The following is a 22,957-nucleotide window of genomic DNA, read 5'->3' as shown; positions in this document are numbered from 1 at the left end:
GGCTACATCAGTTCAGAAACGGAGACCACGCAGGTTCGCGGACATCGCCCCGTGCCGCCGGCAGCCGGAAGGAAGCGCGTCCATCGGCGGAGATGCCACCCAGCACACCGTTGCCGCCCTGCTGGGTGGCGAAGATTACCATGGTGCCATTGGGCGCGACACTGGGAGATTCGGCATGCCCGATATCGGTCAGAGCTACCAGGCGGCCACTATCCAGGTCCTGGTGGGCGACCTGATAGCCGCTATTGCCACGATGGATCAGAAAGATCCCCTCACCGTCCGGCGCGAAGCGCGCCCGGGCATTGTAGTTGCCGGTGAAGGTCAGGCGCTCTTCCTCGCCGCTGCCAAGCTCGAGACGGTAGATCTGCGGGCCGCCGCTACGATCCGAGGTAAACAGCAGGCTGCGGCCATCCGGCGACCAGGCGGGTTCGGTGTCGATGCTGGCATCGTTGGTAACGCGGCGGACGTCACGCGCGGCGATGTCCATCACGTAGATCTCGGGCTGGCCATCCTTGGAGAGCGCCATCGCCAGACGGCGACCATCCGGGGACCAGGCCGGAGCACTGTTGAGCCCTTCGAAGGAGGTAGCACGCACGCGCCGGCCGGAGGAAAGATCCTGGATATAGATCGCCGGGCGCTCGGTCTCGAAGGAGACGTAGGCCAGCTTGCCGCCATCCGGCGACCAGGCCGGCGACATGATCGGCTCGTCGGACGAGAGGATCTGCTGGCTGTTGCGACCGTCGGCATCGGAGACATGAAGAGCGTACTGGGTATCAGGACCGATACCACTGGAAGTCACGTAGGCGATGCGGGTCGAAAAAGCCCCCCGGATGTCGGTGATCGCCTCGAAGACCTGATCGCTGATGTAGTGCGCGGCATCACGCAGCCCCTGGCCACCGGATGTCACGGTCTCGCCGAGCATACGACGCTCGCCGCTGATATTCATCAGCTCGTAACGGATGTTGTAGTTATCCCCCTCACGGCTGATTCGTCCCGCCACCAGGTAGCGAACGTCCAGGGCACTCCAGTCGCCGTAGCGGACCTCCTCGCTCGAAGAGGGGCGCTCGAACATGGCGCGACGCTCCAGCGGCTCGAAGTAGCCACTGCGCTGCAGGTCATCGGAGACGATCTGGGCGATGTCCTGGGGCAGGTCGTCGCCGTCGGCAAAGGGCACGATGGCGATGGGGGTGGCACGGTCGCTGCCGCGGGTGATCTCGATGGTCAGGTTGGCCTGGGCGAGCTGGCTTGCCAGCAGCAGGCAGCCGAGCAGCCAGGCGGTCATCAGATGTTTCATCAGCGTACGTCTCCCGGTGAGAACTGCAGATTGAACTGACGGTATTGCCGTTGCACGCCGGCTGGCAACTGTCGCAGTTCGACGAACGGAGCAGCGGCCTCCACGGCCTGAATGGCGGAACGGTCGTAGGCACTGTCGCCACTGCTACGTGCCACTGTAGCGGTAAACAGCTCCCCTGAGGGCCCGAGTCGGATCTCTATTATAGCCACGGGGTTAGCGGGCGTATTGGGAGGAATTCTCCAGGCCTGCTCGATGGCCGTCCTTACAAGATTCACGAATTGATTCGCCGCCTGCTGCGCTTGTTGCGCATTGGCCGCACGCTCTTCGGATTCCCGTATAACCCGCTGCATTTCGGCTTCTTGCTGTTCTCGCTCACGACGTGCTGCCTCCTCCGCCTGGCGCTGGCGTTCGGCTTCTGCCTCGGCTTGACGCTGACGCTTGGCTTCCGCCTCGGCTTGACGCTGACGCTTGGCTTCCGCCTCGGCTTGACGCTGACGCTCGGCTTCTGCCTCGGCCTGGCGCTGGCGTTCGGCTTCTGCCTCGGCTTGACGCTGACGCTCGGCCTCTGCCTCGGCCTGGCGCTGACGTTCGGCCTCTGCCTCTGCCTCTGCCTCTGCCTCTGCCTCTGCCTCTGCCTCTGCCTCTGCCTCTGCCTCGGCCTGGCGCTGGCGTTCGGCTTCCGCCTCGGCTTGACGCTGGCGTTCGACTTCTTCCTGGCGACGCCGCTCGGCTTGTTCCTCACGTTCACGGGCCTGCTGCTCGGCCTGTTCGGCGCGACGGGCGGCTTCCTCCTCAGCGGCACGACGAGCTTCCTCGCGGGCCTGGGCCTCTTCCTGGCGCTGGCGTTCTGCCTCCACCTCGGCCTGGCGCGCGGCTTCCTCGGCGGCCTCGCTCACCTCGGCTTGCGCCTGGCGAGCGTCTTCTTCCGCGGCGAGCGCCTCGGCCTCCTCTTCCTGCCGGGCAGCCGCCTGGGCACGCGCCTGCTCGGAACGTTGGGCCTGATCGGTGGTGGTCTCGGTGCTGACGAGCGTCGCCTGAACGATGCTGGAGCTCGGTGGCTCGATGTCACGCTCCGGGAAGCGCAGCACGCTGGCCATCAGGATCGCCAGATGCAGGGCGACGGCGAGCACCAAGGGCAGACCATAGCCTACGCGTCGGTCATGTCTGGCCATCTGGGCTCCTCAACTGTCGCCGGGAGGCGGTTCCGAGATCAGCCCGACATTGCTCACCCCGGCGGTCTGCAGCGTACTCATCAGCGTCACCACTAGGCCATAGGGAACATTGCGATCGCCGTGCACCATCACCGGTGTACCGGGCTGACGCTCCAGCAGGATGATCACCCGCTCGGCTATTTCATCAATGCCAACCTCACGTGGTTCGTCGCCGCCCACCCAGATTGAATACCGACCGTCGCTCTCAACCGCAACGTTGATCGGGTCGCTGTCCTCGGATGGATCGATGGGTTCCGAGGCCACCTGGGGCAGGTCGACTTGAACGCCCTGAGTGAGCATGGGTGCGGTGATCATGAAGATCACCAGCAGCACCAGCATGACGTCGATGAAGGGCACGACGTTGATTTCGCCCATGGGCTTGTGACGCCCGCCACGATTGAAGGGTCCTAGCATGAAGGCCTCTCCCTCACTCGCTGCCGGGGTCGGTTCGACCCTGCAGGTTGCGGTGCAGGATGGAATGGAACTCCTCGGCGAAGTCCTCGTACTTGCCCAGCAGGCGCCCAGATTCGGCGGAAAGACGGTTGTAGAAGATCACCGCGGGAATCGCTGCGAACAAGCCCATGGCGGTGGCAATCAGCGCCTCGGCGATCCAGGGAGCCACGGTGGACAGGGTGGCCTGCTGGGCCATGGAGAGAGACTGGAAGGAACCCATGATGCCCCAGACGGTCCCGAACAGACCGATGTAGGGGCTGGCCGAGGCGACCGTGGCCAGGAATACAAGATGCAGGCTGAGGCGCTCTTCCTCGCGGGACCAGGCCACGCGCATGCTGCGCTGGACGCCCTCGAGGATCGCCTGAGGGCTGCGGGTCTTGGCCAGCAGGCGATTGAATTCGCGGAAGCCGGCACGGAAGACGTGCTCGGCACCCTGGGTGTCCTGCTCGGCGGGGGTATCGCGATAGAGGTCGTTGAGGTCGACGCCGGACCAGAAGCGGTCCTCGAAGGCACGGTGTGCCTTGCGCGCCCGGCGCAACACGAAGGTGCGCTGGAAGATCACCACCCAGGAGAGAATTGAGCCAATCACGAGGATCAGCATCACTATCTGCACCACGCCACTGGCGTTCATGATCAGGTGGGGTATGGACATCGAGTCGTTCACGGGCATCCTCGTCGGTCTTTGTAAGTCGTCACGGAAATGGGGGCCACTAGTCTGAGGCGCGCTCATGAGGCGCCAGGTCGAAGTGTTCCCAGGCTTGACGGGTCACCACCCGGCCACGAGCGGTGCGCATCATCAGACCCTGCTGAATCAGGTAGGGTTCGATGACGTCCTCGATGGTGTCGCGCTCCTCGCCGATCGCCGCGGCCAGGGAATCGATGCCCACCGGGCCGCCGTCGAACTTCTCGATCATCGCCAGCAACAGGCGTCGATCCATATGATCGAGACCGTGGTGGTCCACATGGAGCATGTTCAAGGCCAGGTCGGCGATCTCGGCATCCACGCGACCCTGGGCGCGCACCTCCGCGAAGTCGCGCACCCGGCGCAGCAGCCGGTTGGCAATCCGCGGGGTACCCCGGGAGCGGCGCGCGACTTCACGGGCGCCCTCCCGGTCGCTCACCACCCCCAGCAGCCGTGCAGATCGCACGACGATCTCGGTGAGCTCGTCGACGCTGTAGAACTCCAGTCGCTGGACGATGCCGAAGCGGTCGCGCAGCGGCGAGGTCAAGAGACCCGCCCGTGTGGTGGCGCCGACCAGCGTGAAGGGGGGAAGATCAAGCTTGATCGAACGCGCCGCCGGCCCCTCGCCGATGACGATGTCGAGCTGGAAATCTTCCATGGCGGGATAGAGGATCTCCTCCACCACCGCCGACAGGCGATGGATCTCATCGATGAAGAGGACGTCCCCGGGCTGCAGATTGGTGAGCATGGCGGCAAGGTCACCGGCCCGCTCGAGCACCGGCCCAGAGGTGGACTTGAGCCCCACTCCCATCTCGGCGGCAACGATGTTGGCGAGCGTCGTCTTGCCGAGTCCCGGCGGGCCGAACACCAGGGTGTGATCGAGGCTCTCCTCACGGCCACGGGCGGCACTGATGAAGATATCAAGCTGCTCGCGCACCCGGGGCTGGCCGATGTAGTCCACCAGCCGCTTGGGACGAATGGCATGGTCGACTCCACCCTCCCCGTCGCGGGGGTCGGCGGCGATCAGGCGATCAGACTCGAGCATGGTGGCCGTACCGCATCAGGTGCAAGCATGGATGTGACATTGATTCACCCCGCCAGACGACGGGTCAACGCCGCCTTGATCATCGCCTCGGTGGAGCCGGAGGCCTCGAGGCCGACCAGCATTCGCGCCGCCTCGGCGGGCTTGTAACCCAGGCTGACCAGGGCCGCCTCGGCATCGGCGACGGGATCCGCCGTATCGGATGATACGCTACCCGCGGCAACGTTGGTGCCGACGGCCAGTTCACCCGGCTGCTCCCAGTGGGGAAAGCGATCACGCATCTCGATGAGCAGTCGTTCGGCGGTCTTCTTGCCCACCCCGGGCAGTCGTGTCAGTGACTTGATATCGTCGTCCATCACGCAACGCACGAAGGCGTCCTCATCCATGCCGGAGAGGATGCCCAAGGCCAGCTTGGGCCCGATGCCATTGACCTTGATCAGTGCACGGAAAAGCGCTCGCTCCTGCTCCCGGGCGAAGCCGTAGAGCAGATGGGCATCATCCCGGATGGTCAGATGGGTATAGAGAGATACCGGCTCACCGGTGCCGGGCATGGCCACCAGGGTGGTCATGGAGGCTTCCAGTTCATAGCCGACACCGGCCACGTCCACGACTATCCAAGGGGGCTGTTTCTCGAGCAGGGTGCCGCGCAGGCGTCCTATCATGAAATTCGCTGTCCCTTAGGGGGTGGGTTAGGGAGTTGAATCTTTCGCGGCCTGGGGGCCGTCATCGGGCCACTATACTGTTCGCCAGTGGCGCATGCCAGCCCATGGGAACAGCGTTCGACAATCTGGCAGCGACATCACACGAGGATGGGCCTCATGGCCGGAAGTCGCGCCATGATACGCCTTTACGTCGGCTGGGATGTCCTCCGAAGCTCCCCTCGCGAACCAGTCCCATGCGCGCATGGGCATGGGTGAGCGCGACGGCCAGGGCATCGGCGGCATCCGCCTGTGGAGTGGACGAGAGGCCGAGGATGGCCGTCACCATGTGCTGCACCTTGCTCTTGTCGGCGCTACCGCTGCCCGTCACGGCCTGCTTGATCTGTCGAGGGCCGTATTCGCTGACCGGCAGACCATGGTTGGCCGCGCAGACGATGGCCGTGCCGCGGGCCTGGCCGAGCTTGAGGGCGGAATCGGCATTCTTCGACATGAACACATGCTCGATGGCGAATTCCCCCGGGCCGTGCACCGCGATAAGCTCGCCGACGCCGGCATAGACCTGGGCCAGGCGCTGTGCCAAGTCGTCGGCCTGGATGCGGATGCAACCGCTGGCGACGTAGCGTGGCGTGGGCATGGTGACGTCCAGCACCCCGTAGCCGGTGATCCGCGAACCGGGGTCGATGCCGAGGATCAGCATCCGCAGGGCTCAGTCGAGCTGGTCGAGGACATCGTCGGCGAACTCCGCGTTGGTGGTGAGGTTCTGGACATGATACCGGCGCCCTGAGGCGCCGGTGAAATGACATCGTTTCGGCGGAGTCGCCGTCACTCGCTGGAGGTCTCCGCCTTGGCCTTCTGCCGCAACCGAATATTGAGATCCTTGAGCTGCTCGGCATCGACTTCGCTGGGCGCGTCGGTCATCAGGCAGGCGGCACTCTGGGTCTTCGGGAAGGCGATCACCTCGCGGATGCTGCGCGCCCCGGTCATCAGCATCACCAGGCGGTCAAGGCCGAAGGCGAGCCCGCCGTGGGGCGGTGCGCCGTATTGCAGTGCGTCGAGCAGGAAGCCGAACTTGTCACGCGCCTCTTCCTCGCCGATGCCGAGCACCTCGAGCACCGTACTCTGCATGGCGCGATCATGGATACGGATCGAGCCGCCGCCCAACTCGGTCCCGTTGAGGACCATATCATAGGCTCGGGACAGCGCCGCCGCAGGATCGGCCTTCAGTGTTTCCACGTCGCAGGCGGGGGCGGTGAAGGGATGATGCAGCGCCTGCATGCGGGTGCTGCCGTCGTCCTCGAACATCGGGAAGTCGACCACCCACAGCGGCGCCCAGTCCCGCGTGTAAAGGTCGAGGTCCTCGCCGAGCTTGACGCGCAAGGCACCGAGTGACTCGTTGACGATGCGTGTCTTGTCGGCACCGAAGAAGACGAGGTCACCATCCTCGGCGCCAACACGGTCGAGCAGCTCCTCGACCACATTCTCCATGAACTTGACGATGGGCGACTGCAGTCCCTCGAGGCCCTTGCTGCGGTCGTTGACCTTGATCCAGGCCAGGCCCTTGGCGCCGTAGATACCGACGAACTTGGTGTACTCGTCGATCTCCTTGCGCGACAGACCGGCGCCATTCGGCACCTTGAGCGCGGCCACACGGCCATCGGCGGCATTGGCGGGACCGGAGAACACCTTGAAGTCGACCTGCTTCATCAGATCATCGACATCGGTCAGCATCAGCGGAATGCGCAGGTCCGGCTTGTCGGAACCGTAGCGGTTCATCGCCTCGTCCCAGCCCATGCGCGGGAAGACCGGCAGCTCGACGTCGAGCACCTCCTGAAACAGCTGACGGACCATCGCCTCGGTGATCGCCATGATGTCGTCCTCGGTGACGAAGGATGCCTCGAGGTCGATCTGGGTGAATTCGGGCTGGCGGTCGGCGCGCAGGTCCTCGTCTCGGAAGCACTTGGCAATCTGATAATAGCGGTCGAAGCCCGACACCATCAGCAGCTGCTTGAACAGCTGCGGCGACTGGGGAAGCGCGAAGAAGCTCCCGGGGTGGGTACGACTGGGCACGAGGTAGTCACGCGCCCCTTCCGGCGTGGCTCGCGTAAGCACTGGGGTCTCGATATCGAGAAAGCCCTGCCCTTCGAGAAAGGCGCGCACGCTGTGGGTGATGCGCGAACGCAGCCGCAGCTTCTCGACCATCTCGGGGCGACGCAGGTCGATGTAGCGATGCTTGAGGCGCACCTCTTCACCCACCTTGCCGTGCTCGTCGAGCTGGAAGGGCGGTGTGGCGGCGGTGTTGAGTACCTCGACTTGGCTGGCCAGCACCTCGATCAGGCCGGTGGGCATCTTGGCATTCTGGGTGCCTTCCGGACGCAGCCTGACGAGGCCGACGATGCGCAGCACGTACTCGTTGCGGGCACTGTCCGCGTTGGCAAAGGCCTCGGCGGTATCGGGGTCGACCACGACCTGAGCGATGCCATCACGGTCGCGCATGTCGAGGAAGATCACGCCCCCGTGGTCACGGCGGCGATGGACCCAGCCGCACAGGGTGACCGTCTGATCCACAAGGGTCTCGTTCAGCTGGCCGCAATAATGGCTGCGCATGTCTAATCCTGTTCTGTTGCGTGAAATAGTGTAAGGCGGCGTCAGGCGGCTCAGGCCGCCGCCCCGTCCTTGCTCGGCGTCTTGTCGGCCTGGCCGCCCTTGTCGCCAGCCAGGTTCTTCTTGCTGCCGGTCTTGAAATCGGTCTCGTACCAGCCGCCACCGGCCAGTCGGAACCCGGCAGCGGAGATCAGGCGGTTGAGCTCGGCCGCCTTGCAGACCGGGCAGTCTCTCAGCGGCTCGGCGCTGATCTTCTGAAGCTTCTCCAGGCGGTGGCCGCAGGCCTTGCACTCGTATTCGTAGATGGGCATGGTTTGATCACTCCCGATGTAATGACATTACCCATGGGTCAAGCACGGGCAGGGGCTCTCACCGCCTCGCGCTAGCGTTGTGCGATGATGATATAAGGCCGGCCCGCCGATAATCCAAGCCTGCCTCGAGGCGGGCTATTATAGCCTGTCGCGCCGGGCAAGGCCCACCCCTGCCGCGGCCTGTTGCCCGACTCACCTGCATCGACAAGGAACTTCGCATGAAAGCCGTCATTCTCGACGCCGCCAGCCTGGGGCCCGATGTCGACCTGGCCCCGATCCGCCAGCACCTCGACACTCTGGACGTGCATGAACAGAGTACTCGCGGCCAGGCCGCCGAGCGGCTTGCCGGTGCCGAGGTGGCCATCGTCAACAAGGTGGTGCTCGATGCCGACATCCTCGACGCCCTGCCCTCACTCAAGCTGATCTGCGTGCTGGCCACCGGCACCAACAATATCGACATGGCCGCGGCCGAACGCCTGGGCATCACCGTGAAGAACGTCACGGCCTACGGCACGGCCAGCGTGGCTCAGCACACGCTGATGCTGATGCTGGCCCTCGCCACCCGGCTGCCCCTTTACCAGCGCGATGTAGCGGAGAAGCGCTGGAATGAAAGCCCTTTCTTTTGCTTGATGGATCACACGACCCTGCAGCTGGAGGACAAGCGACTGGTGATCGTCGGCCAGGGCGAACTGGGCTCGAAGGTAGCGCGTCTGGCGCAAGCCTTCGGCATGCATGTCGATTTCGCCGCCCGCCCCGGCAATGAGGCCCATGACAGCCGCCCGGGGCTACGTGACCTGGCGCCCGAGGCAGACGTGATCAGCCTGCACTGCCCCCTCACCGAGGCAACCCGCCATCTGGTCGACACCGCCCTGCTGGCCACCCTCAAGCCCGGCGTCCTGCTGGTCAACTGCGCCCGGGGCGGGATCATCGACGAGAAGGCAGCACTCGAAGCGCTTCGTCAGGGACATCTGGGAGGGCTTGGCGTCGATGTGCTGCCGGTGGAGCCGCCCCGCGACGGGCACCCGCTGCTCGACGCCCTGAACGAGCCACTCAACCTGATCGTCACGCCGCATAACGCCTGGATCACCCCCGAGGCCCGCCAGCGTATCGTGGCCCTCACCGCCGACAACCTGCGCGACTGGCAGGAAAGCTGAGCACCGAGGCCCGCATGCTGCACAACTTCGGCTCCATCAATCTCGATCATTTCTATCGCGTCCCCCACCTGGTGCGTCCCGGGGAGACTCTAGCCAGCCGCGATTACCGCGTGGGCCTGGGAGGAAAGGGGGCCAATCAGTCGCTGGCCATGGCACGCGCCGGCGGGCGGATCCGCCACTGGGGGCGCCTGGGGCGCCAGGACTCATGGGCCCGGGACATCCTGGAACACGCCGGGGTGGAGGTAGAGGCGATTGCCCTGGTCGACGAGGCCAGCGGTCACGCCATCATCCAAGTGGACGATTGTGGCGAGAACGCCATCATCCTCTTTCCGGGCGCCAACCACGGCACCACGGAACAGGCTCTCGACGAGCATTTTGCCGCGGCCTCACCCGGGGAGTGGTTGCTGGCCCAGAACGAATGCAATGCCCTGCCTCGCTTGCTCGAACGCGCCATCGAGGCCGGCCTGAACATCGCCTTCAACCCGGCCCCCATGAGCGATGCGGTACTGGAGCTACCCCTTGAGCAGTGTCGGCTACTGTTCGTCAATCGCGGCGAGGCCGCCTGGCTGGCCGGCCTGGACGAGTCATCCCTACCCGAGGAACTACTGGACGGCCTCGCCAGACGCCTGCCCGGCTGCGGTACAGTGCTGACACTGGGCGGCGACGGCGCCTGGTACCAGTTCGGCGACGAACGCCACTTCCAGCCGGCTCTGCCGGTCACGCCGCGAGATACCACGGCGGCCGGTGACACCTTCATCGGTTACTACCTGGCCGCTCTGCAACAGGGACGAGCGGTGACCGACTGCCTGACATGGGCTGCCACCGCTGCCGCCCTGGGTGTACAGGTTGCCGGTGCCGCCGAAAGCATCCCCGAGGCGGCGGCAGTCGAACGCGCCCTGCGCGACGGCATCCCTACGCTCCACCGCAGCGGCGAGGAGACACAGTGAGTCATCCGATCATCTTCGACACCGATCCAGGCATCGACGACGCCCAGGCCATTGCCATCGCCCTGCACCATCACGAGCTCGAGCTGCTGGGACTGACCACTACCTACGGCAACGTGGACGTGGAAACCGCCACTCACAATGCATTGCTGCTCTCCGAACTCGCCGGGCGCCAGATTCCCGTCGCCCAAGGTGCGGCGGCACCGCTGGTCAAGGCGCGCCACCCACCGCCCGCTCACATCCACGGCATCAACGGACTGGGCGATATCGAACTACCGTCGGTCAAGGGCCAGGCAGACCCCCGCAGCGCAGCGCAGTTCATCATCGACACCCTGAACGCCCGGCCCGGCGAGGTCACCCTGGTGGCAGTGGGCCCGGTGGGCAACCTGGCCGCCGCACTTCAGCTCGACCCGACCATCACCCGGAAGGTCAAGCGCGTGGTCATCATGGGGGGCTCGATCCGCGAGGGCGGCAACGTCACGCCGGTGGCCGAAGCCAACATGTTCAACGACCCCGATGCCGCCGCGCGAGTGCTCACCGCCGGCTGGCCACTGACCCTGGTGGGGCTGGACGTCACCCATCGCTGCGTACTCACCGAGGCCCACATGGCACGCATCGCGCCAGGCCAGGGTGCGCTCGGCAAGGTGCTGGCAGGCAGCTATGCCTTCTATCGGGACTTCTACCGCGAATTCCTGGGCATCGACGGTTGCTGCCCTCACGACAGCTGTGCCCTGGCCTGGCTGCTGCGCCCCGAGCTCTTCACCACGGATTGCGGTCATCTCAGCGTGACGACGTCCGGCGATGCCGAGGGCCAGACGATCTTCGCCCCAGAGGGACGTGGGTTCATCGAGACCCGATGGACACACACCCCACTGGTGGAGGTCTGTCTGAGCGTAGATGGCGACGCCGTCAGCGACTGGATCGCCGATACCCTGGCCTGATGGCCGGAAATCGAACCGGTGCGGCACGCGCCATAAGCACCGCACCGGTTCCTGCTGGCGTTAGCCGGTGCGGAAGTCATCCGGCTCGTGGGTATCAATCACCTCGAACTCCACATGGGTGACTCGGGCATTTTCTGGCCCCTCCCACAGCCACTCGGCGAGTCGCTTGACCGCCTCGCGCTCGCCGCACATCAGCACTTCGACCCGCCCGTCCGGCAGGTTGATCGCATGGCCGGTGATCCCGGCCTTGAGGGCCCTCTCCCGGGTCGCCCCACGGTACCAGACACCCTGCACCTTGCCCGTCACCAGCGCTTTCGCGCAGCACTTGTCCATGGCCATCTCCTCTGTCGTTGCGATCGGTGGCGTGGTCCTTTCTACCAGCCGGGCCCGAGCTCAGCCAGCCTTCTGGCCTTCCCGTTCGAGGACCAATGCCCTAGTCTTGTCACTATCCACGGACGCCACACGGCCACAAGCCCTTCGCGGCCGAGGATCGCCCTACCCGGGACGACACAACCACAATGATCATCCTCACGAGGGAGCTCTATCATGTCAGTCTTCGACCACCCCGAGTTCGACCATCATCAGCAGATCGTATTCGGCAGTGACCAGGCGAGCGGCCTGCGCGCCATCATCGCCATCCACGATACCACCCGCGGCCCGGCCCTGGGCGGCCTGCGCATCTTTCCTTATGCCAGTGATACCGAAGCGCTTACCGACGTGCTGCGCCTCTCCCGCGGCATGACCTACAAGTCGGCCCTCGCTGACCTGCCACTAGGTGGCGGCAAGGCGGTGATCATCGCCGACCCGCGCCGCGACAAGACGCCCGAACTGCTTCGCGCCATGGGCCGACTGGTCGATGGCCTGGGCGGCGCCTATATCACCGCCGAGGACTCCGGCACCAGCGAGGCTGACATGCGGCTCATCGCCGAGGCGACCGAGCATGTCGGCGGCCTGCCACGCCACGGCGGCAACTCGGGTGATCCATCGCCCTTCACGGCCTGGGGAGTGTTCTGCGCACTGAAGAGCGCCGTTCGCCATGGCCTGGGTCGCGACGACCTCACGGGAGTGCGGGTGGCGATACAAGGCGTCGGCAACGTCGGCGCTCACCTGGCACGACACCTTCATGCCGCCGGTGCCCGACTGGTATTGACGGATGTCGATGCCACCGCCCTTGCCCGATTCACCGAGGAGCTCGATGCCGAGGCGGTGGCGCCGGCGGCGATCGCCGATGCCGAGGTCGATGTCTTCGCTCCCTGTGCGCTGGGTGCCGCCCTCTCGGAAACGGTGGTCGACCGCTTGAAAGCCAGGGTGGTCTGCGGCGCCGCCAACAACCAGTTGGCGGAGCCGGCAATCGCCGAGCGGCTGATGGCCCGCGGCATCCTCTATACCCCGGACTACGTGGCCAACGCCGGCGGGGTCATCGAGATCGCCTGGCAACGTCGTGACGACTACGGTCACGATGCCGTGATGGAGCACATCGAGGGAATCGGGGTTACGCTGGACGAGATATTCACTCGCGCCGAGCGCGAAGGGGTCAGTCCTGCCAGCGTGGCCGATGACCTGGCCCGGGAGCGTTTCCACGCCGTCGGCTGAGGCGCACTAGCGAATCGTGATACCACGCCCGAAGGCCCGGCCTTCGGGCGTGATGGCCTCTGGGTGTTTCGCTTACTCCCCCAGCAGCTCGTGGCGGACCAGCACCGCAGAATTGCGCGGTACCACCGTCTTGCCCGCCGCCAGCAGGTGGCACTTGGTGAAGGCCGCCCCGAACAGCAGGATAAGAGACGAATAATAGACCCAGAGGAGGATCATCACGACCGACCCGGCGGCGCCGTAGGTCGAGGCCGTGGCCGTGTAGGCCAGATAGATGGCGATACCGGAACGGCCCAGCGCGAACAGCACGGCGGTGACCACCGCGCCGACCAGCACGTCCTGCCAGCGCAGCACCACGTCCGGCAGCACCTTGAAGATGGTGGCGAAGAGCGCGGCGATCACCGCCAGCGAGATCAGGAATTCGGCACCCGTCGTCAGGAAACCGACGAAGGGCAGCAGATCGTCGGCCGCCTGCAGCATGGCCCGTATCACCACTCCGAGCACCAGCGATACCAGCAGGATAAAGCCGATGGATAGCACCACGGTCAGCGACAGCAATCGGTTCTTGAGGAACTTGAGGGCACTGTTGCTGCTGGGCCTGGCCGTCACGCCCCAGAGGGTATTCAGCGAGAACTGCATCTGGGCAAAGACGGTGGTGGCACCGACCAGCAGGGCCCCCACCCCGAGCATGGTCGGCAGCAGACCAGACTCCTCGATGCGCGACTGGGCGACCGCCTGCTCGATGGCCGCGGCGGCGTCGTGGCCCATGGTGCCCTGTAGCTGGGCGACGATCTGTCCATGGGCGGCCTCCTCGCCGAGCACTACGCCGATCACCGTAACGGCGATGATCATGGTGGGCGCCAGGGAGAAGAGCGTATAGAAGGCCAGCGAGCCGGCATAGCTGAAGGCATTGCGCTCCAGCCAGAGCTTGGCTGCCCCATGGACGACCTTCCCCCAGAACAGCGCCGTGTTCCTGATGCTGGTCATGCTCGCCTTGATCATCCCGTTCCCCGCGTCCCTGTCATTTCCTTACAGAATACCCGAATGTAGCCGATCAGCCGAGACCGCCTCCAATTGCAGCGGACCTCTGGCCTGACCATAATGGGCTCCGCTCGTTTCTCCCTCTCTTTCCAGGAGGACCCATGACCTCACGACCAGGCACCGAGAGCCCTGCCGACTTCGATTGTCTGGTGTTCATCGGTCGATTCCAGCCTCCCCATCTGGGACACCTGGCGGTGATCCGCGAGGCGCTGCGCCACGCACGACAGGTCATCGTTCTGGTGGGTTCCGCCTGGCAGGCCCGCTCGCTGCGCAACCCCTGGCGCTATGAGGAACGCCTGCGCATGCTGCGCAGTGCCTTCGAGGAGGAGGAGAACACTCGGCTGGAGATAGTGCCGCTGCTCGATGCTCTCTACAACAACGACGTCTGGGTGCGTGACGTGCAACGCAAGGTACGCGATATCGCCAGTCCGGAGCACGCCAGGCTGCCGCGCATCGGCCTGATCGGTGCCAGTCGCGGCCAGTCCAGCTACTACCTGGCGCTCTTCCCGCAGTGGGAATCAGTCAGCGTGCCACTGGTCGAGGGCATCTCGGCCAGCCGGATCCGCGATCGACTGTTCCGCTCCGCCTCTTCGGCGGAGGACTACCTGAGCACCCACGCCGCCCATGACCTGCCCCCCGGGGTGGTGGCACGGATATGCGACTTTCTGGCGGAGGCGCCCTACGAACAGCTGGTCGAGGAGCAGCACCTTCTGGACCAGTACCGCCAGGCCTGGTCCCAGGCCCCCTACCCGCCGATCTTTGTCACCGTGAATGCCGTGGTGGTGCAGTCCGGGCATGTGCTGCTGGTCAGGCGCACGGCCGCGCCCGGCAAGGGACTCTATGCCCTGCCCGGCGGCTTCATCAGCCCCCATGAACGGCTGATGGACGCCTGCCTGAGGGAGCTGCGCGAGCGCGTTCGCCTCAAGGTGCCAGAGGCCGTCCTCAAGGGCTCGCTACGCGGCCAGCGGCTGTTCGACGAACCCCACCGCAGCTGGCGGGGGCGCACCCTGGCCGAGGCCTTCTACTTTGCCCTGCGCCCCGAACAACAGTTGCCCCAGCTCAAGCCGGTCAAGGGCGGCGATCATGCTCGCTGGGTTGCCCTGGCCGACCTCGATCCCGAAAGCCTGTTCGAGGATCACTTTTTCATCATCCAGGACTTCCTGGGGTTGCCTGCCGACTTTGGCGGCTCGTGAGTCCGCCTCGAGGGTTAAGCTTGCAGGAAGTCGCGAGGCAACTTCATCATCTGCCGCCACAGCTTCTCGACCCCCGGCTTGTGCACCAGCGAACAGCGGTATAGACGGATATCCAGCGGTACGTCCCACTGTTCGCCACCGGCCCGCACCACACGCCCCTCCCTGAGCTCCTGGCGAATGCAGAAGTCGGGAATCCAGGCAGTTCCCATGCCCTGCATCACCATGCCTTTGAGCCCTTCGGCCATGGCCGTCTCGTAGACGGTTCTCAGGCGCATGCGCAAGGGGTCGTTCTTCAGCAGCATACGCACACTGCGTCCCAGGAAGGCCCCCTGGGTATAGGCCAGGTAGGGAATCGACTCATGCCCCTCCAGCGGGAAGCGTGGTCTGCCCTGCTCGTCGGGCAGGCTGACCGGCAGCATCTTGACCTGGCCGATGGAGAAGGAGGGAAAGACCTCGGCATCGAGCTGCATGCTGGCATAGGGATCGTAGTAGGCGAGCATCAGGTCACATTTGCCCTCGCGCAACACATGGATCGCATCCCCCACATTCATGGCTACCAGTCGCGTAGGTAGCTCGCCCAGGCCCTGCTGAAGCCGGGAAATCCACGGGGGATAGAAGCTCAGCGCCAGGGAATGGGCGGCAACGATATCCAGCGCCTCGTTGGCCATGGCCAGGCCACGCAGGTGGCCGAGACTCTCGTTGAGCTGCTCGACGATATTACGGGCGGTTACCAGGAACAACTGTCCTTCCGGTGTCAGATCCACCGGCGTGGTCGAGCGGTCGACAAGGGTCACGCCGACGGCCTGCTCGAGGGAGCGGATGCGACGGCTGAACGCCGGCTGGGTGACATGCCGCTGACGGGCCGAGGCGGAAAAGCTGCGCGTACTGGCCAGGGCGACGAAGTCTTCCAGCCACTTGGTCTCGAGGTTCACCAGCTCTCCCCAGGATATCTGCCTAGACGACTCCTGCCGGGGAGTCTTCGAAGCCCGCTAATGTACCCCAGTGACGGGCAGGACCCAAGCCGCCTCACTGGATCGGCGAAAGCAGGTAGGCTGCCCGCGACAGCAGCTTGCGCCACAGGGGGCGACGAGTCAGCTCCTCCAGGGCCACGCGACGGCAGTCGGTGAAGTCATGCTCGAGCATCAATCGCACCTCGGCGGCGAACTGACGGTCGGGTACGACGGCGGTGATCTCGAAGTTGAGCCTGAAGGAGCGGTTGTCCAGATTGACCGTACCGACACTGGCAGCGGTATCGTCGACCAGCATCACCTTCTGATGCAGGAACCCCGGCTGGTAACGGTAGACCCGGACCCCGGCGCGCAACATATCCGGCAGGAAGGAAAAAGCCGAAAGAAAGACCAGCAGGTGATCGGGACGTTCGGGCATCATGATGCGCACGTCCACCCCGCGCATCGCGGCCAGGCGCAAGGCATCCTGCACCCCCTGGTCGGGCACGAAATAGGGGCTGGTGACCCAGAAACGCTCCTTGGCACTGTGGACCGCAAGCTGCACCAGTAGGCTCGCCGTCTCCTGTCGATCCGCCGGCCCGGAGGGCACGATCACTACGTTCTGGTCGGCGAGCTCACTCGGTCGGGGTGTCCAGGTCAGCGAGATCATCTCGCCGGTAGCCCAGTGCCAGTCCTCCCAGAAAGCTTCCTGCAGGCCCAGCACGCTAGGCCCGCTAAGCTTGAGATGGGTATCCCGCCAGTGGCCATGCCGGGTGTGCTGCCCTAGGTATTCGGTGCCGACGTTGAACCCGCCCAGCCACCCTTCCCTGCCGTCGACCACCAGCACCTTGCGATGGTTACGGAAGTTGAGCTGGAAGCGATGCTTGAACCCCCGGGAGGAGCGAAAGGCGCTGACCTCCACACCGGTCTCGGCGAGGTCGCGGAGGAAGCGGTCGCCGAGACCGCGACTACCGATCTCGTCATACAGGAAGTAGATGCGCACATCACGTTCGGCGGCCCGTTGCAGCCTATGCTTGAGCTCGATGCCCAGGGCATCGTCACGAACAATAAAGAACTGAATCAACACATATTCTTCTGCCTGCTCGATTCCGGCGAAAAGACTGTCAAAGGTGGCCTCGCCATCGATCAGCAGCTCAGCTCGATTGCCGCAGGTCAACGGCATCATCGCCAGCTGTTCCACCGCGCGGATGTCCGCGTCGATAGTGTCGGGCAAGTAGGGATCGAAGCGGTCGCGATAACGCGCCAGCAGTCGACGCAGGACGGTATCACGCTCCCCCCGGGCCGAGACATAGCCGTAGAAGCGTGGTCGGCCGAAGATCCAGTAGGCCGGTACCGCCACGTAGGGCATGGCAATCAGCGAGATGATCCAGGCGATGGCCCCCTGGGAAGTACGGCTGGACATCAGAGCCAGCACCGCCGAGACAAAGCCCAGCAGGTAGGTCAGGAAGATCGCCAGGCCGAACAGCCAGGAGGTCATGGTCGGTTCCCCTTCCGTAGGAGGACGACACCGCCGTCAGAACACAGTTGCCTGCAGCATACTCCCAACGACGTCGGCCCCACCAGATGGCGGGGCCGACGTCAGGAGAGGACGATCAGACGCGCTCGGCGATGATCTCCTTCCACTTGGCGGGACCAGTCTGGTGCACCGAGGTGCCCTGGCTGTCCACGGCCACGGTCACCGGCATGTCCTCGACCTCGAACTCGTAGATGGCTTCCATGCCCAGGTCCTCAAAGCCCACCACGCGTGCTTTCTTGATCGCCTGGGCGACCAGGTAGGCCGACCCACCCACGGCCATCAGGTAGACCGCCTGGTTGTCCCGGATCGCCTCGATGGCCGCCTCGCCCCTCTCTGCCTTGCCGACCATGCCCAGCAGGCCGGTCTCCTCGAGCATGGTGCGTGTGAACTTGTCCATGCGGGTCGCCGTGGTGGGGCCGGCGGGTCCCACCACCTCATCACGCACCGGATCCACCGGACCCACGTAATAGATGAAGCGCCCCTTCATGTCCACGGGCAACGGCTCGCCCTTGGCGATCATGTCGACCATGCGTTTGTGCGCAGCGTCGCGGCCGGTGAGCAGCTTGCCGTTGAGCAGCAGGGTATCGCCGGGTTGCCAGGTGCGTACTTCGTCGGGCGTAACACTATCGAGGTCGACGCGCTTGACGTTGTCGCCGGCTTCTCGAGTGATCTCAGGCCAGTCCTCGAGCTTCGGTGCCGGCAACGATGCAGGACCGGAACCGTCGAGAGTGAAGTGGGCATGACGAGTGGCCGCACAGTTGGGAATGATCGCCACCGGCTTGTTGGCGGCATGGGTCGGAAAATCCTTGACCTTGATATCGAGCACCGTAGTCAGGCCGCCCAGACCCTGGGCACCGATCCCGCTACTGTTGACCTTGTCGAACAGTTCCAGGCGAAGCTCCTCGGCGCGGTTGGCAGGACCGCGAGCCTGGAGCTCCTGGATATCGATGGGATCGAGCAGCGCCTCCTTGGCAATTTCCATGGCCTTCTCCGCGGTGCCACCGATGCCGATGCCAAGCATCCCTGGCGGGCACCAGCCGGCGCCCATCTTGGGCAGCTGTTCCATCACCCAATCGACCACGTTGTCGGAGGGGTTGAGCATGGCGAACTTCGACTTCGCTTCACTGCCGCCACCCTTGGCAGCGACATGCACCTCGACGGTGTCGCCGGGCACCAGCTTATGGTGGATAACGGCCGGTGTGTTGTCGCCGGTATTCTTGCGAGCACCGTCCGGGTCGGCCAGCACCGAGGCCCGCAGTACGTTGTCGGGCAGCTTGTAAGCACGGCGCACACCTTCGTTGATCATGTCATCGAGGCTCATATCGGCCTCAAAACGGACATTCATGCCGATATGCACGAAGACGGTAACGATGCCGGTATCCTGGCAGATCGGACGCTTGCCGAAGGCGCACATCCGCGAGTTGATCAAGATCTGGGCGATGGCGTCCTTGGCTGCCGGATTCTCCTCGCGCTCGTAAGCCTCCGCCATGGCGTCGATAAAGTCCTTGGGATGGTAATAGGAGATGTACTGCAGGGCGTCGGCGACGCTCTGGATCAGGTCATCCTGGCGAATCACGGTCATGGGCAAGGGACTCCTTGGCATTGTCGGCATACTCGCAGCGAGGCGCTGAAAGGGCTCGTCGGTGAGCTCGAACGGGGGCATTATACCCTTGCTATGGGGTTGTCGACATTCGTGTCGCCCAAGGTCTAATTTTTCGTTTAGTTGTCATTAATAGATAACGGTATAAAATCAGGGGCGGTCAAGAAGGCTGGCAGCTAGGACAGAAATAGAGCCGCCGAGAGGTTACGGTCACCCGCCTTATAGTCGTGCCACATGCTGGGCATGGCAGGCCGTCGCGTTCAAACACGGCAAAGCGCCAGCGCCGCCGAGAGGCGCCCCGGGCACGATCGACGGCGATCCAGTCGCTGCGGTTGGTCACTCCCGCCTGGTCATAGGCCTGACGCGTCACCGAGAGGATACACGTCGCCAGGTGTGCCAAGGTGCCCTCCTCCATGTTTCCCGGCCTGGCCGAGTAGTGCAGCCCTGCGAAGAACAGGATTTCGGAACGCAGGTAGTTGCCGATGCCGGCAAACAGCGCTTGATCGAGTAGCAGCCCGCCGAGGCCTCGCCGGCAGAAGCGCGGCTCGATAAGCCGCGCCACCCCCTGCTCGATGGTGATGCCGTGGGTCAGCAGATCGGGGCCGAGACGCGACAGGAAGGGGTGTTCGTCGAGCGAACTCGTGTCCCACAGCGAGACGTCCGACGCGCTGTAAAGGCTGGCCGCCCTGCCCTGCGCCACCAGCCGCACGCGCAGCGAACGCCCGGTGTCGGGCTCGCGGTCGGCTTCGTGTAGCTTCCACACACCGTAGAGCTGGTTATGCGAATAGAGCACGCGGCCGTCGTCGAAACGAGTCAGCAATGCCTTGCCCCAGCTATCCACGGCCGTGACTTCGCGACCGATCAATGAGGCGGCCTGTCCGGCCAGATCGGGAAAGGCAAACCAGGCGTCGTCGAGACGCCGACCGGCAAGCTGACGATGCACCCGGTCGGCGGCACGACGGATCTCGGGGCCCTCGGGCATGTCGGGCGCCCGTCAGGCGGAGCCCAGGAGCAGCTGACGCTCCTTGAGCTCGTGCAGGCGGTCGCGCAGTCGGGCGGCTTCCTCGAACTCCAGGTTCTGGGCCGCCTCGTGCATACCATCCTCGGTCCGAGAGATCTCCTTCAGCAGCTCGCTCGGTGACAGCTCGGCGGGATCGTAGAGCGCCTCACGCTCGGCCACCTTGCGCTCGCCCTTGCGCCCCTTCTTCTTACCGGGCGTCTGGGCGGCCTCCATGATGTCGGCCACCGAACGCGTCACCGTGGTCGGCGTGATGCCCTGGGTCGCGTTATGGGCAATTTGCTTGTCGCGACGGCGCTGTGTCTCATCCATGGCGCGGCGCATGGAATCGGTGATCCGGTCGCCGTAGAGGATCGCCTTGCCGTTGGCGTTGCGCGCCGCACGGCCCATGGTCTGGATCAAGGAACGCTCGTTGCGCAGGAAGCCCTCCTTGTCGGCATCGAGAATCGCCACCAATGACACCTCGGGAATGTCGAGCCCCTCCCGCAGCAAATTGATCCCCACCAGCACATCGAACTTGCCCAGGCGCAGGTCGCGGATGATCTCCACCCGCTCCACGGTGTCGATATCGGAATGCAGGTAACGTACCCGAACGTCGTGCTCATCCAGGTACTCGGTGAGGTCCTCGGCCATGCGCTTGGTCAGGGTAGTCACCAGCACCCGCTCCTCCACCTCGCTGCGCAGGCGGATCTCCGAGAGCAGGTCGTCCACCTGGGTGGAGGCCGGACGCACCTCGATCTCGGGGTCCAGCAAACCGGTGGGGCGCACCACCTGCTCGACTACCTGCCCGGCATGCTCGGCCTCGTAGGGCCCCGGAGTGGCCGAGACGAAGATCGTCTGCGGACAGATGCGCTCCCACTCCTGGAAGGTCATCGGCCGATTATCCAGCGCCGAGGGCAGCCGGAAGCCGTACTCCACCAGGGTCTCCTTGCGCGAGCGGTCGCCCTTGTACATGCCGCCCACCTGGGGAACGCTGACGTGGCTCTCGTCGATGAACAGCAGGGCATCACTGGGCAGGTAGTCGAAGAAGGTCGGCGGCGGCTCGCCCGGATTGCGCCCGGAAAGGTAGCGCGAGTAGTTCTCGATGCCGTTGCAGTAGCCGAGCTCGAGCATCATCTCGATGTCGTAGAGGGTGCGCTGTTCCAGTCGCTGTGCCTCCACCAGCCTGTCGTGCCTGCGCAGCCAGTCCAGCCGCTCGACCAGCTCCGCCTTGATGTCGTCGATGGCGCCGAGGATGGTCTCGCGAGGCGTGACATAGTGGGACTTGGGGTAGATGGTCATGCGCGGCACCCGGCCCCGCACCTCGCCGGTGAGCGGGTCGAAGAGGCTGATGGTGTCGATCTCCTCGTCGAAAAGCTCGACGCGTACCGCCTCGTCCTCGGCGTCGGCCGGGAAGATGTCGATGACGTCACCGCGCACCCGATAGGTGCCGCGCTTGAAGTCCATGTCGTTGCGCGTGTACTGCAGCTCCGCCAGGCGGCGCAGGAAGTTGCGCTGGTCGATCAGCTCGCCGCGGGTGAAGTGCAGGCGCATCTTGAGGTACTGGTCGGGATCGCCGAGGCCGTAGATCGCCGACACTGAGACCACGATGATCGCGTCGCGGCGCTCCAGCAGGGCCTTGGTCGCCGAGAGCCGCATTTGCTCGATATGATCGTTGATCGAGGCATCCTTCTCGATGAAGGTGTCCGACGAAGGCACATAGGCCTCGGGCTGGTAGTAGTCGTAGTAGGAAACGAAGTACTCCACCGCATTGTCGGGAAAGAACGCCTTGAACTCGCCGTAGAGCTGCGCCGCCAGGGTCTTGTTGGGCGCCATGACGATGGTTGGACGCTGCTGGGTCTCGACCACGTTGGCCATGGTGAAGGTCTTGCCGGAGCCGGTGACGCCGAGCAGCGTCTGATGCGCCAGCCCTGACTCCAGACCGCTGACCAGGTCCCGGATGGCGGCAGGCTGGTCACCGGCAGGCTGAAATCTGGACTGCAGACGGAAGGTCTTGCTCATGGCGGCTCCGATAAGGGCATGGGCGCCTGTGCGGCGCCCCAGGGGTAACGCATTGCCCGGCCCGAAATCAGGCCTCTGCGTTGCTGTCGACGGTGCGGGTAGTCACCTCCACCGTGGACGTGGTCATCAGTCGGTGGATCGGGCACTTGTGGCTGATTTCCTCCAGGCGATCCCGCTGCTCGGGGTCCTCGATGCCATGGAAGGTCATCGCCACGTCCAGGCGATAGGTCCCGTGACGCTCCTGGCTGTCGTCCCGGTTGACCGTGACGCTGATGCCCGTCAGCGGCCACTTCTTGCGCCGGGCGTACATCATGGAGGTGATCGCCTTGCAGGCGCCCAGCGAGAGGTCGAAGTAGTCATGGGGATCTGGAGCGGTTCCCTCGCCGCCGTAGGCCTCGGGCACGTCGACGAATAGGTCGTCAAAGCCGTCTAGCTCGACCCGCTGCCGATAGATATGGTTACGTTCACTGACGACTTCAATGGTCTTCTTCATCACTTAACCTCGATACCCAGATTGAGAGACTGCACCGCCTTGATCAGCGACTCACGCCTGATGCGACCTTCCACTTCGGCCCCGTGACGGCCGACCTCGACGCTGTCGACGCCGTCCAGCATCATCAGGGCGGTCGTGATACGGTTGACCTGATCGGCGTTCTCGACACCCTGAAAGCTCAGTGACTGATAGGTCATGGGCGGCTCCTGATGCGGCACGAACAAGATGAAAGGCACGAGTCTAGC

23 protein-coding genes are annotated in these 22,957 nt (G+C 64.7%); 5 read left to right on the top strand and 18 right to left on the bottom strand.

What is annotated here, in order from left to right; all coding sequences use genetic code 11:
• Positions 1-7: 7 nt before the first annotated feature.
• From tolB to U5L98_RS09510, 9 genes are all read right to left on the bottom strand, one after another.
• Positions 8-1,294: a Tol-Pal system beta propeller repeat protein TolB gene (tolB, locus tag U5L98_RS09550; RefSeq protein ID WP_322558085.1), complete on the bottom strand. Its 1,287-nt coding sequence runs from the start codon at positions 1,292-1,294 to the stop codon at positions 8-10.
• Positions 1,294-2,466, bottom strand: coding sequence for a cell envelope integrity protein TolA (gene tolA / locus U5L98_RS09545; RefSeq protein ID WP_322558084.1), 1,173 nt, complete (start codon positions 2,464-2,466; stop codon positions 1,294-1,296). Before tolA ends, tolB begins: the two co-directional genes overlap by 1 nt.
• Positions 2,467-2,475: 9 nt before the next feature.
• Entirely contained in the window at positions 2,476-2,919 is a 444-nt protein-coding gene (gene tolR, locus U5L98_RS09540; protein WP_322558083.1) for a protein TolR, read from the bottom strand.
• Positions 2,920-2,932: 13 nt separating this feature from the next.
• Positions 2,933-3,622, bottom strand: coding sequence for a protein TolQ (tolQ, locus tag U5L98_RS09535; RefSeq protein WP_322558082.1), 690 nt, complete (start codon positions 3,620-3,622; stop codon positions 2,933-2,935).
• Positions 3,623-3,668: 46 nt separating this feature from the next.
• On the bottom strand, positions 3,669-4,685 hold the full coding sequence (gene ruvB / locus U5L98_RS09530; protein ID WP_322558081.1) for a Holliday junction branch migration DNA helicase RuvB: 1,017 nt from the start codon (positions 4,683-4,685) through the stop codon (positions 3,669-3,671).
• 44 nt (positions 4,686-4,729) lie between these two features.
• Entirely contained in the window at positions 4,730-5,344 is a 615-nt protein-coding gene (ruvA, locus tag U5L98_RS09525) for a Holliday junction branch migration protein RuvA (protein ID WP_322558080.1), read from the bottom strand.
• Positions 5,345-5,498: 154 nt separating this feature from the next.
• Positions 5,499-6,038: a crossover junction endodeoxyribonuclease RuvC gene (gene ruvC, locus U5L98_RS09520; RefSeq protein WP_322558079.1), complete on the bottom strand. Its 540-nt coding sequence runs from the start codon at positions 6,036-6,038 to the stop codon at positions 5,499-5,501.
• A gap of 125 nt (positions 6,039-6,163) precedes the next feature.
• A complete protein-coding gene (gene aspS / locus U5L98_RS09515) occupies positions 6,164-7,945 on the bottom strand; it encodes an aspartate--tRNA ligase (RefSeq protein ID WP_322558078.1) in 1,782 nt (593 codons plus the stop codon).
• Between the two features lie 50 nt (positions 7,946-7,995).
• Positions 7,996-8,253 (bottom strand): zinc ribbon domain-containing protein, encoded by a 258-nt coding sequence (locus U5L98_RS09510; protein ID WP_322558077.1) that lies wholly within the window; start codon positions 8,251-8,253, stop codon positions 7,996-7,998.
• A 218-nt stretch (positions 8,254-8,471) separates the two neighbouring features.
• Here U5L98_RS09510 and U5L98_RS09505 point away from each other — a divergent pair, with 218 nt between their 5' ends.
• The 3 genes from U5L98_RS09505 to U5L98_RS09495 are packed head-to-tail and all read left to right on the top strand — an operon-like array spanning position 8,472 to position 11,292.
• Positions 8,472-9,407, top strand: a complete 936-nt coding sequence (locus U5L98_RS09505) for a D-2-hydroxyacid dehydrogenase (protein WP_322558076.1) — start codon at positions 8,472-8,474, stop codon at positions 9,405-9,407.
• A 14-nt stretch (positions 9,408-9,421) separates the two neighbouring features.
• Complete coding sequence (locus U5L98_RS09500; protein ID WP_322558075.1) at positions 9,422-10,354, top strand: ribokinase; 933 nt, start codon at positions 9,422-9,424, stop codon at positions 10,352-10,354.
• On the top strand, positions 10,351-11,292 hold the full coding sequence (locus tag U5L98_RS09495) for a nucleoside hydrolase (protein ID WP_322558074.1): 942 nt from the start codon (positions 10,351-10,353) through the stop codon (positions 11,290-11,292). The genes U5L98_RS09500 and U5L98_RS09495 overlap by 4 nt, the downstream gene beginning before the upstream one ends.
• 60 nt (positions 11,293-11,352) lie before the next feature.
• Here the strand turns inward: U5L98_RS09495 and U5L98_RS09490 are convergent, their stop codons facing one another.
• Positions 11,353-11,625 (bottom strand): acylphosphatase, encoded by a 273-nt coding sequence (locus U5L98_RS09490; RefSeq protein WP_322558073.1) that lies wholly within the window; start codon positions 11,623-11,625, stop codon positions 11,353-11,355.
• Between the two features lie 213 nt (positions 11,626-11,838).
• On the opposite strand from U5L98_RS09490, the gene U5L98_RS09485 reads away from it, so the two are divergent.
• Positions 11,839-12,885 (top strand): Glu/Leu/Phe/Val family dehydrogenase, encoded by a 1,047-nt coding sequence (locus tag U5L98_RS09485; protein WP_322558072.1) that lies wholly within the window; start codon positions 11,839-11,841, stop codon positions 12,883-12,885.
• 72 nt (positions 12,886-12,957) lie between these two features.
• Here U5L98_RS09485 and U5L98_RS09480 read toward each other — a convergent pair whose 3' ends face one another.
• Positions 12,958-13,869: a YihY/virulence factor BrkB family protein gene (locus tag U5L98_RS09480; RefSeq protein ID WP_322558071.1), complete on the bottom strand. Its 912-nt coding sequence runs from the start codon at positions 13,867-13,869 to the stop codon at positions 12,958-12,960.
• A gap of 155 nt (positions 13,870-14,024) precedes the next feature.
• On the opposite strand from U5L98_RS09480, the gene U5L98_RS09475 reads away from it, so the two are divergent.
• A complete protein-coding gene (locus U5L98_RS09475) occupies positions 14,025-15,116 on the top strand; it encodes a bifunctional nicotinamide-nucleotide adenylyltransferase/Nudix hydroxylase (RefSeq protein WP_322558070.1) in 1,092 nt (363 codons plus the stop codon).
• Between the two features lie 14 nt (positions 15,117-15,130).
• Here U5L98_RS09475 and U5L98_RS09470 read toward each other — a convergent pair whose 3' ends face one another.
• From U5L98_RS09470 to U5L98_RS09440, 7 genes are all read right to left on the bottom strand, one after another.
• On the bottom strand, positions 15,131-16,048 hold the full coding sequence (locus U5L98_RS09470) for a LysR substrate-binding domain-containing protein (protein ID WP_322558069.1): 918 nt from the start codon (positions 16,046-16,048) through the stop codon (positions 15,131-15,133).
• Between the two features lie 94 nt (positions 16,049-16,142).
• A complete protein-coding gene (gene cls / locus U5L98_RS09465; protein ID WP_322558068.1) occupies positions 16,143-17,561 on the bottom strand; it encodes a cardiolipin synthase in 1,419 nt (472 codons plus the stop codon).
• Positions 17,562-17,676: 115 nt separating this feature from the next.
• Positions 17,677-19,182 carry a fumarate hydratase gene (locus U5L98_RS09460; RefSeq protein ID WP_322558067.1) on the bottom strand — a complete coding sequence of 502 codons (1,506 nt, stop codon included), beginning with the start codon at positions 19,180-19,182 and terminating at the stop codon, positions 17,677-17,679.
• Between the two features lie 178 nt (positions 19,183-19,360).
• A complete protein-coding gene (gene nei / locus U5L98_RS09455; protein ID WP_322558066.1) occupies positions 19,361-20,182 on the bottom strand; it encodes an endonuclease VIII in 822 nt (273 codons plus the stop codon).
• A gap of 12 nt (positions 20,183-20,194) precedes the next feature.
• On the bottom strand, positions 20,195-22,219 hold the full coding sequence (gene uvrB / locus U5L98_RS09450) for an excinuclease ABC subunit UvrB (protein WP_322558065.1): 2,025 nt from the start codon (positions 22,217-22,219) through the stop codon (positions 20,195-20,197).
• A 67-nt stretch (positions 22,220-22,286) separates the two neighbouring features.
• Complete coding sequence (locus U5L98_RS09445; protein ID WP_322558064.1) at positions 22,287-22,712, bottom strand: OsmC family protein; 426 nt, start codon at positions 22,710-22,712, stop codon at positions 22,287-22,289.
• Complete coding sequence (locus tag U5L98_RS09440) at positions 22,712-22,909, bottom strand: hypothetical protein (protein ID WP_322558063.1); 198 nt, start codon at positions 22,907-22,909, stop codon at positions 22,712-22,714. The genes U5L98_RS09445 and U5L98_RS09440 overlap by 1 nt, the downstream gene beginning before the upstream one ends.
• Positions 22,910-22,957 lie beyond the last annotated feature (48 nt).

The organism is Halomonas sp., assembly GCF_034520545.1.
In the GTDB taxonomy this organism is placed as follows: domain Bacteria; phylum Pseudomonadota; class Gammaproteobacteria; order Pseudomonadales; family Halomonadaceae; genus Halomonas.
The sequence above is the reverse complement of the archived record's forward strand: the minus strand, read 5'-3'. Positions and strand labels throughout refer to the sequence as shown.

Coding starts and splice junctions, on each gene's coding strand:
- tolB (WP_322558085.1), bottom strand. CDS start 1,294: ATGAAACATCTGATGACCGCCTGGCTGCTCGGCTGCCTGCTGCTGGCA.
- U5L98_RS09505 (WP_322558076.1), top strand. CDS start 8,472: ATGAAAGCCGTCATTCTCGACGCCGCCAGCCTGGGGCCCGATGTCGAC.
- U5L98_RS09460 (WP_322558067.1), bottom strand. CDS start 19,182: ATGACCGTGATTCGCCAGGATGACCTGATCCAGAGCGTCGCCGACGCC.
- cls (WP_322558068.1), bottom strand. CDS start 17,561: ATGACCTCCTGGCTGTTCGGCCTGGCGATCTTCCTGACCTACCTGCTG.
- aspS (WP_322558078.1), bottom strand. CDS start 7,945: ATGCGCAGCCATTATTGCGGCCAGCTGAACGAGACCCTTGTGGATCAG.
- U5L98_RS09485 (WP_322558072.1), top strand. CDS start 11,839: ATGTCAGTCTTCGACCACCCCGAGTTCGACCATCATCAGCAGATCGTA.
- ruvA (WP_322558080.1), bottom strand. CDS start 5,344: ATGATAGGACGCCTGCGCGGCACCCTGCTCGAGAAACAGCCCCCTTGG.
- U5L98_RS09490 (WP_322558073.1), bottom strand. CDS start 11,625: ATGGACAAGTGCTGCGCGAAAGCGCTGGTGACGGGCAAGGTGCAGGGT.
- ruvC (WP_322558079.1), bottom strand. CDS start 6,038: ATGCTGATCCTCGGCATCGACCCCGGTTCGCGGATCACCGGCTACGGG.
- U5L98_RS09500 (WP_322558075.1), top strand. CDS start 9,422: ATGCTGCACAACTTCGGCTCCATCAATCTCGATCATTTCTATCGCGTC.
- nei (WP_322558066.1), bottom strand. CDS start 20,182: ATGCCCGAGGGCCCCGAGATCCGTCGTGCCGCCGACCGGGTGCATCGT.
- ruvB (WP_322558081.1), bottom strand. CDS start 4,685: ATGCTCGAGTCTGATCGCCTGATCGCCGCCGACCCCCGCGACGGGGAG.
- tolA (WP_322558084.1), bottom strand. CDS start 2,466: ATGGCCAGACATGACCGACGCGTAGGCTATGGTCTGCCCTTGGTGCTC.
- U5L98_RS09445 (WP_322558064.1), bottom strand. CDS start 22,712: ATGAAGAAGACCATTGAAGTCGTCAGTGAACGTAACCATATCTATCGG.
- U5L98_RS09480 (WP_322558071.1), bottom strand. CDS start 13,869: ATGACCAGCATCAGGAACACGGCGCTGTTCTGGGGGAAGGTCGTCCAT.
- U5L98_RS09510 (WP_322558077.1), bottom strand. CDS start 8,253: ATGCCCATCTACGAATACGAGTGCAAGGCCTGCGGCCACCGCCTGGAG.
- U5L98_RS09475 (WP_322558070.1), top strand. CDS start 14,025: ATGACCTCACGACCAGGCACCGAGAGCCCTGCCGACTTCGATTGTCTG.
- U5L98_RS09440 (WP_322558063.1), bottom strand. CDS start 22,909: ATGACCTATCAGTCACTGAGCTTTCAGGGTGTCGAGAACGCCGATCAG.
- tolR (WP_322558083.1), bottom strand. CDS start 2,919: ATGCTAGGACCCTTCAATCGTGGCGGGCGTCACAAGCCCATGGGCGAA.
- uvrB (WP_322558065.1), bottom strand. CDS start 22,219: ATGAGCAAGACCTTCCGTCTGCAGTCCAGATTTCAGCCTGCCGGTGAC.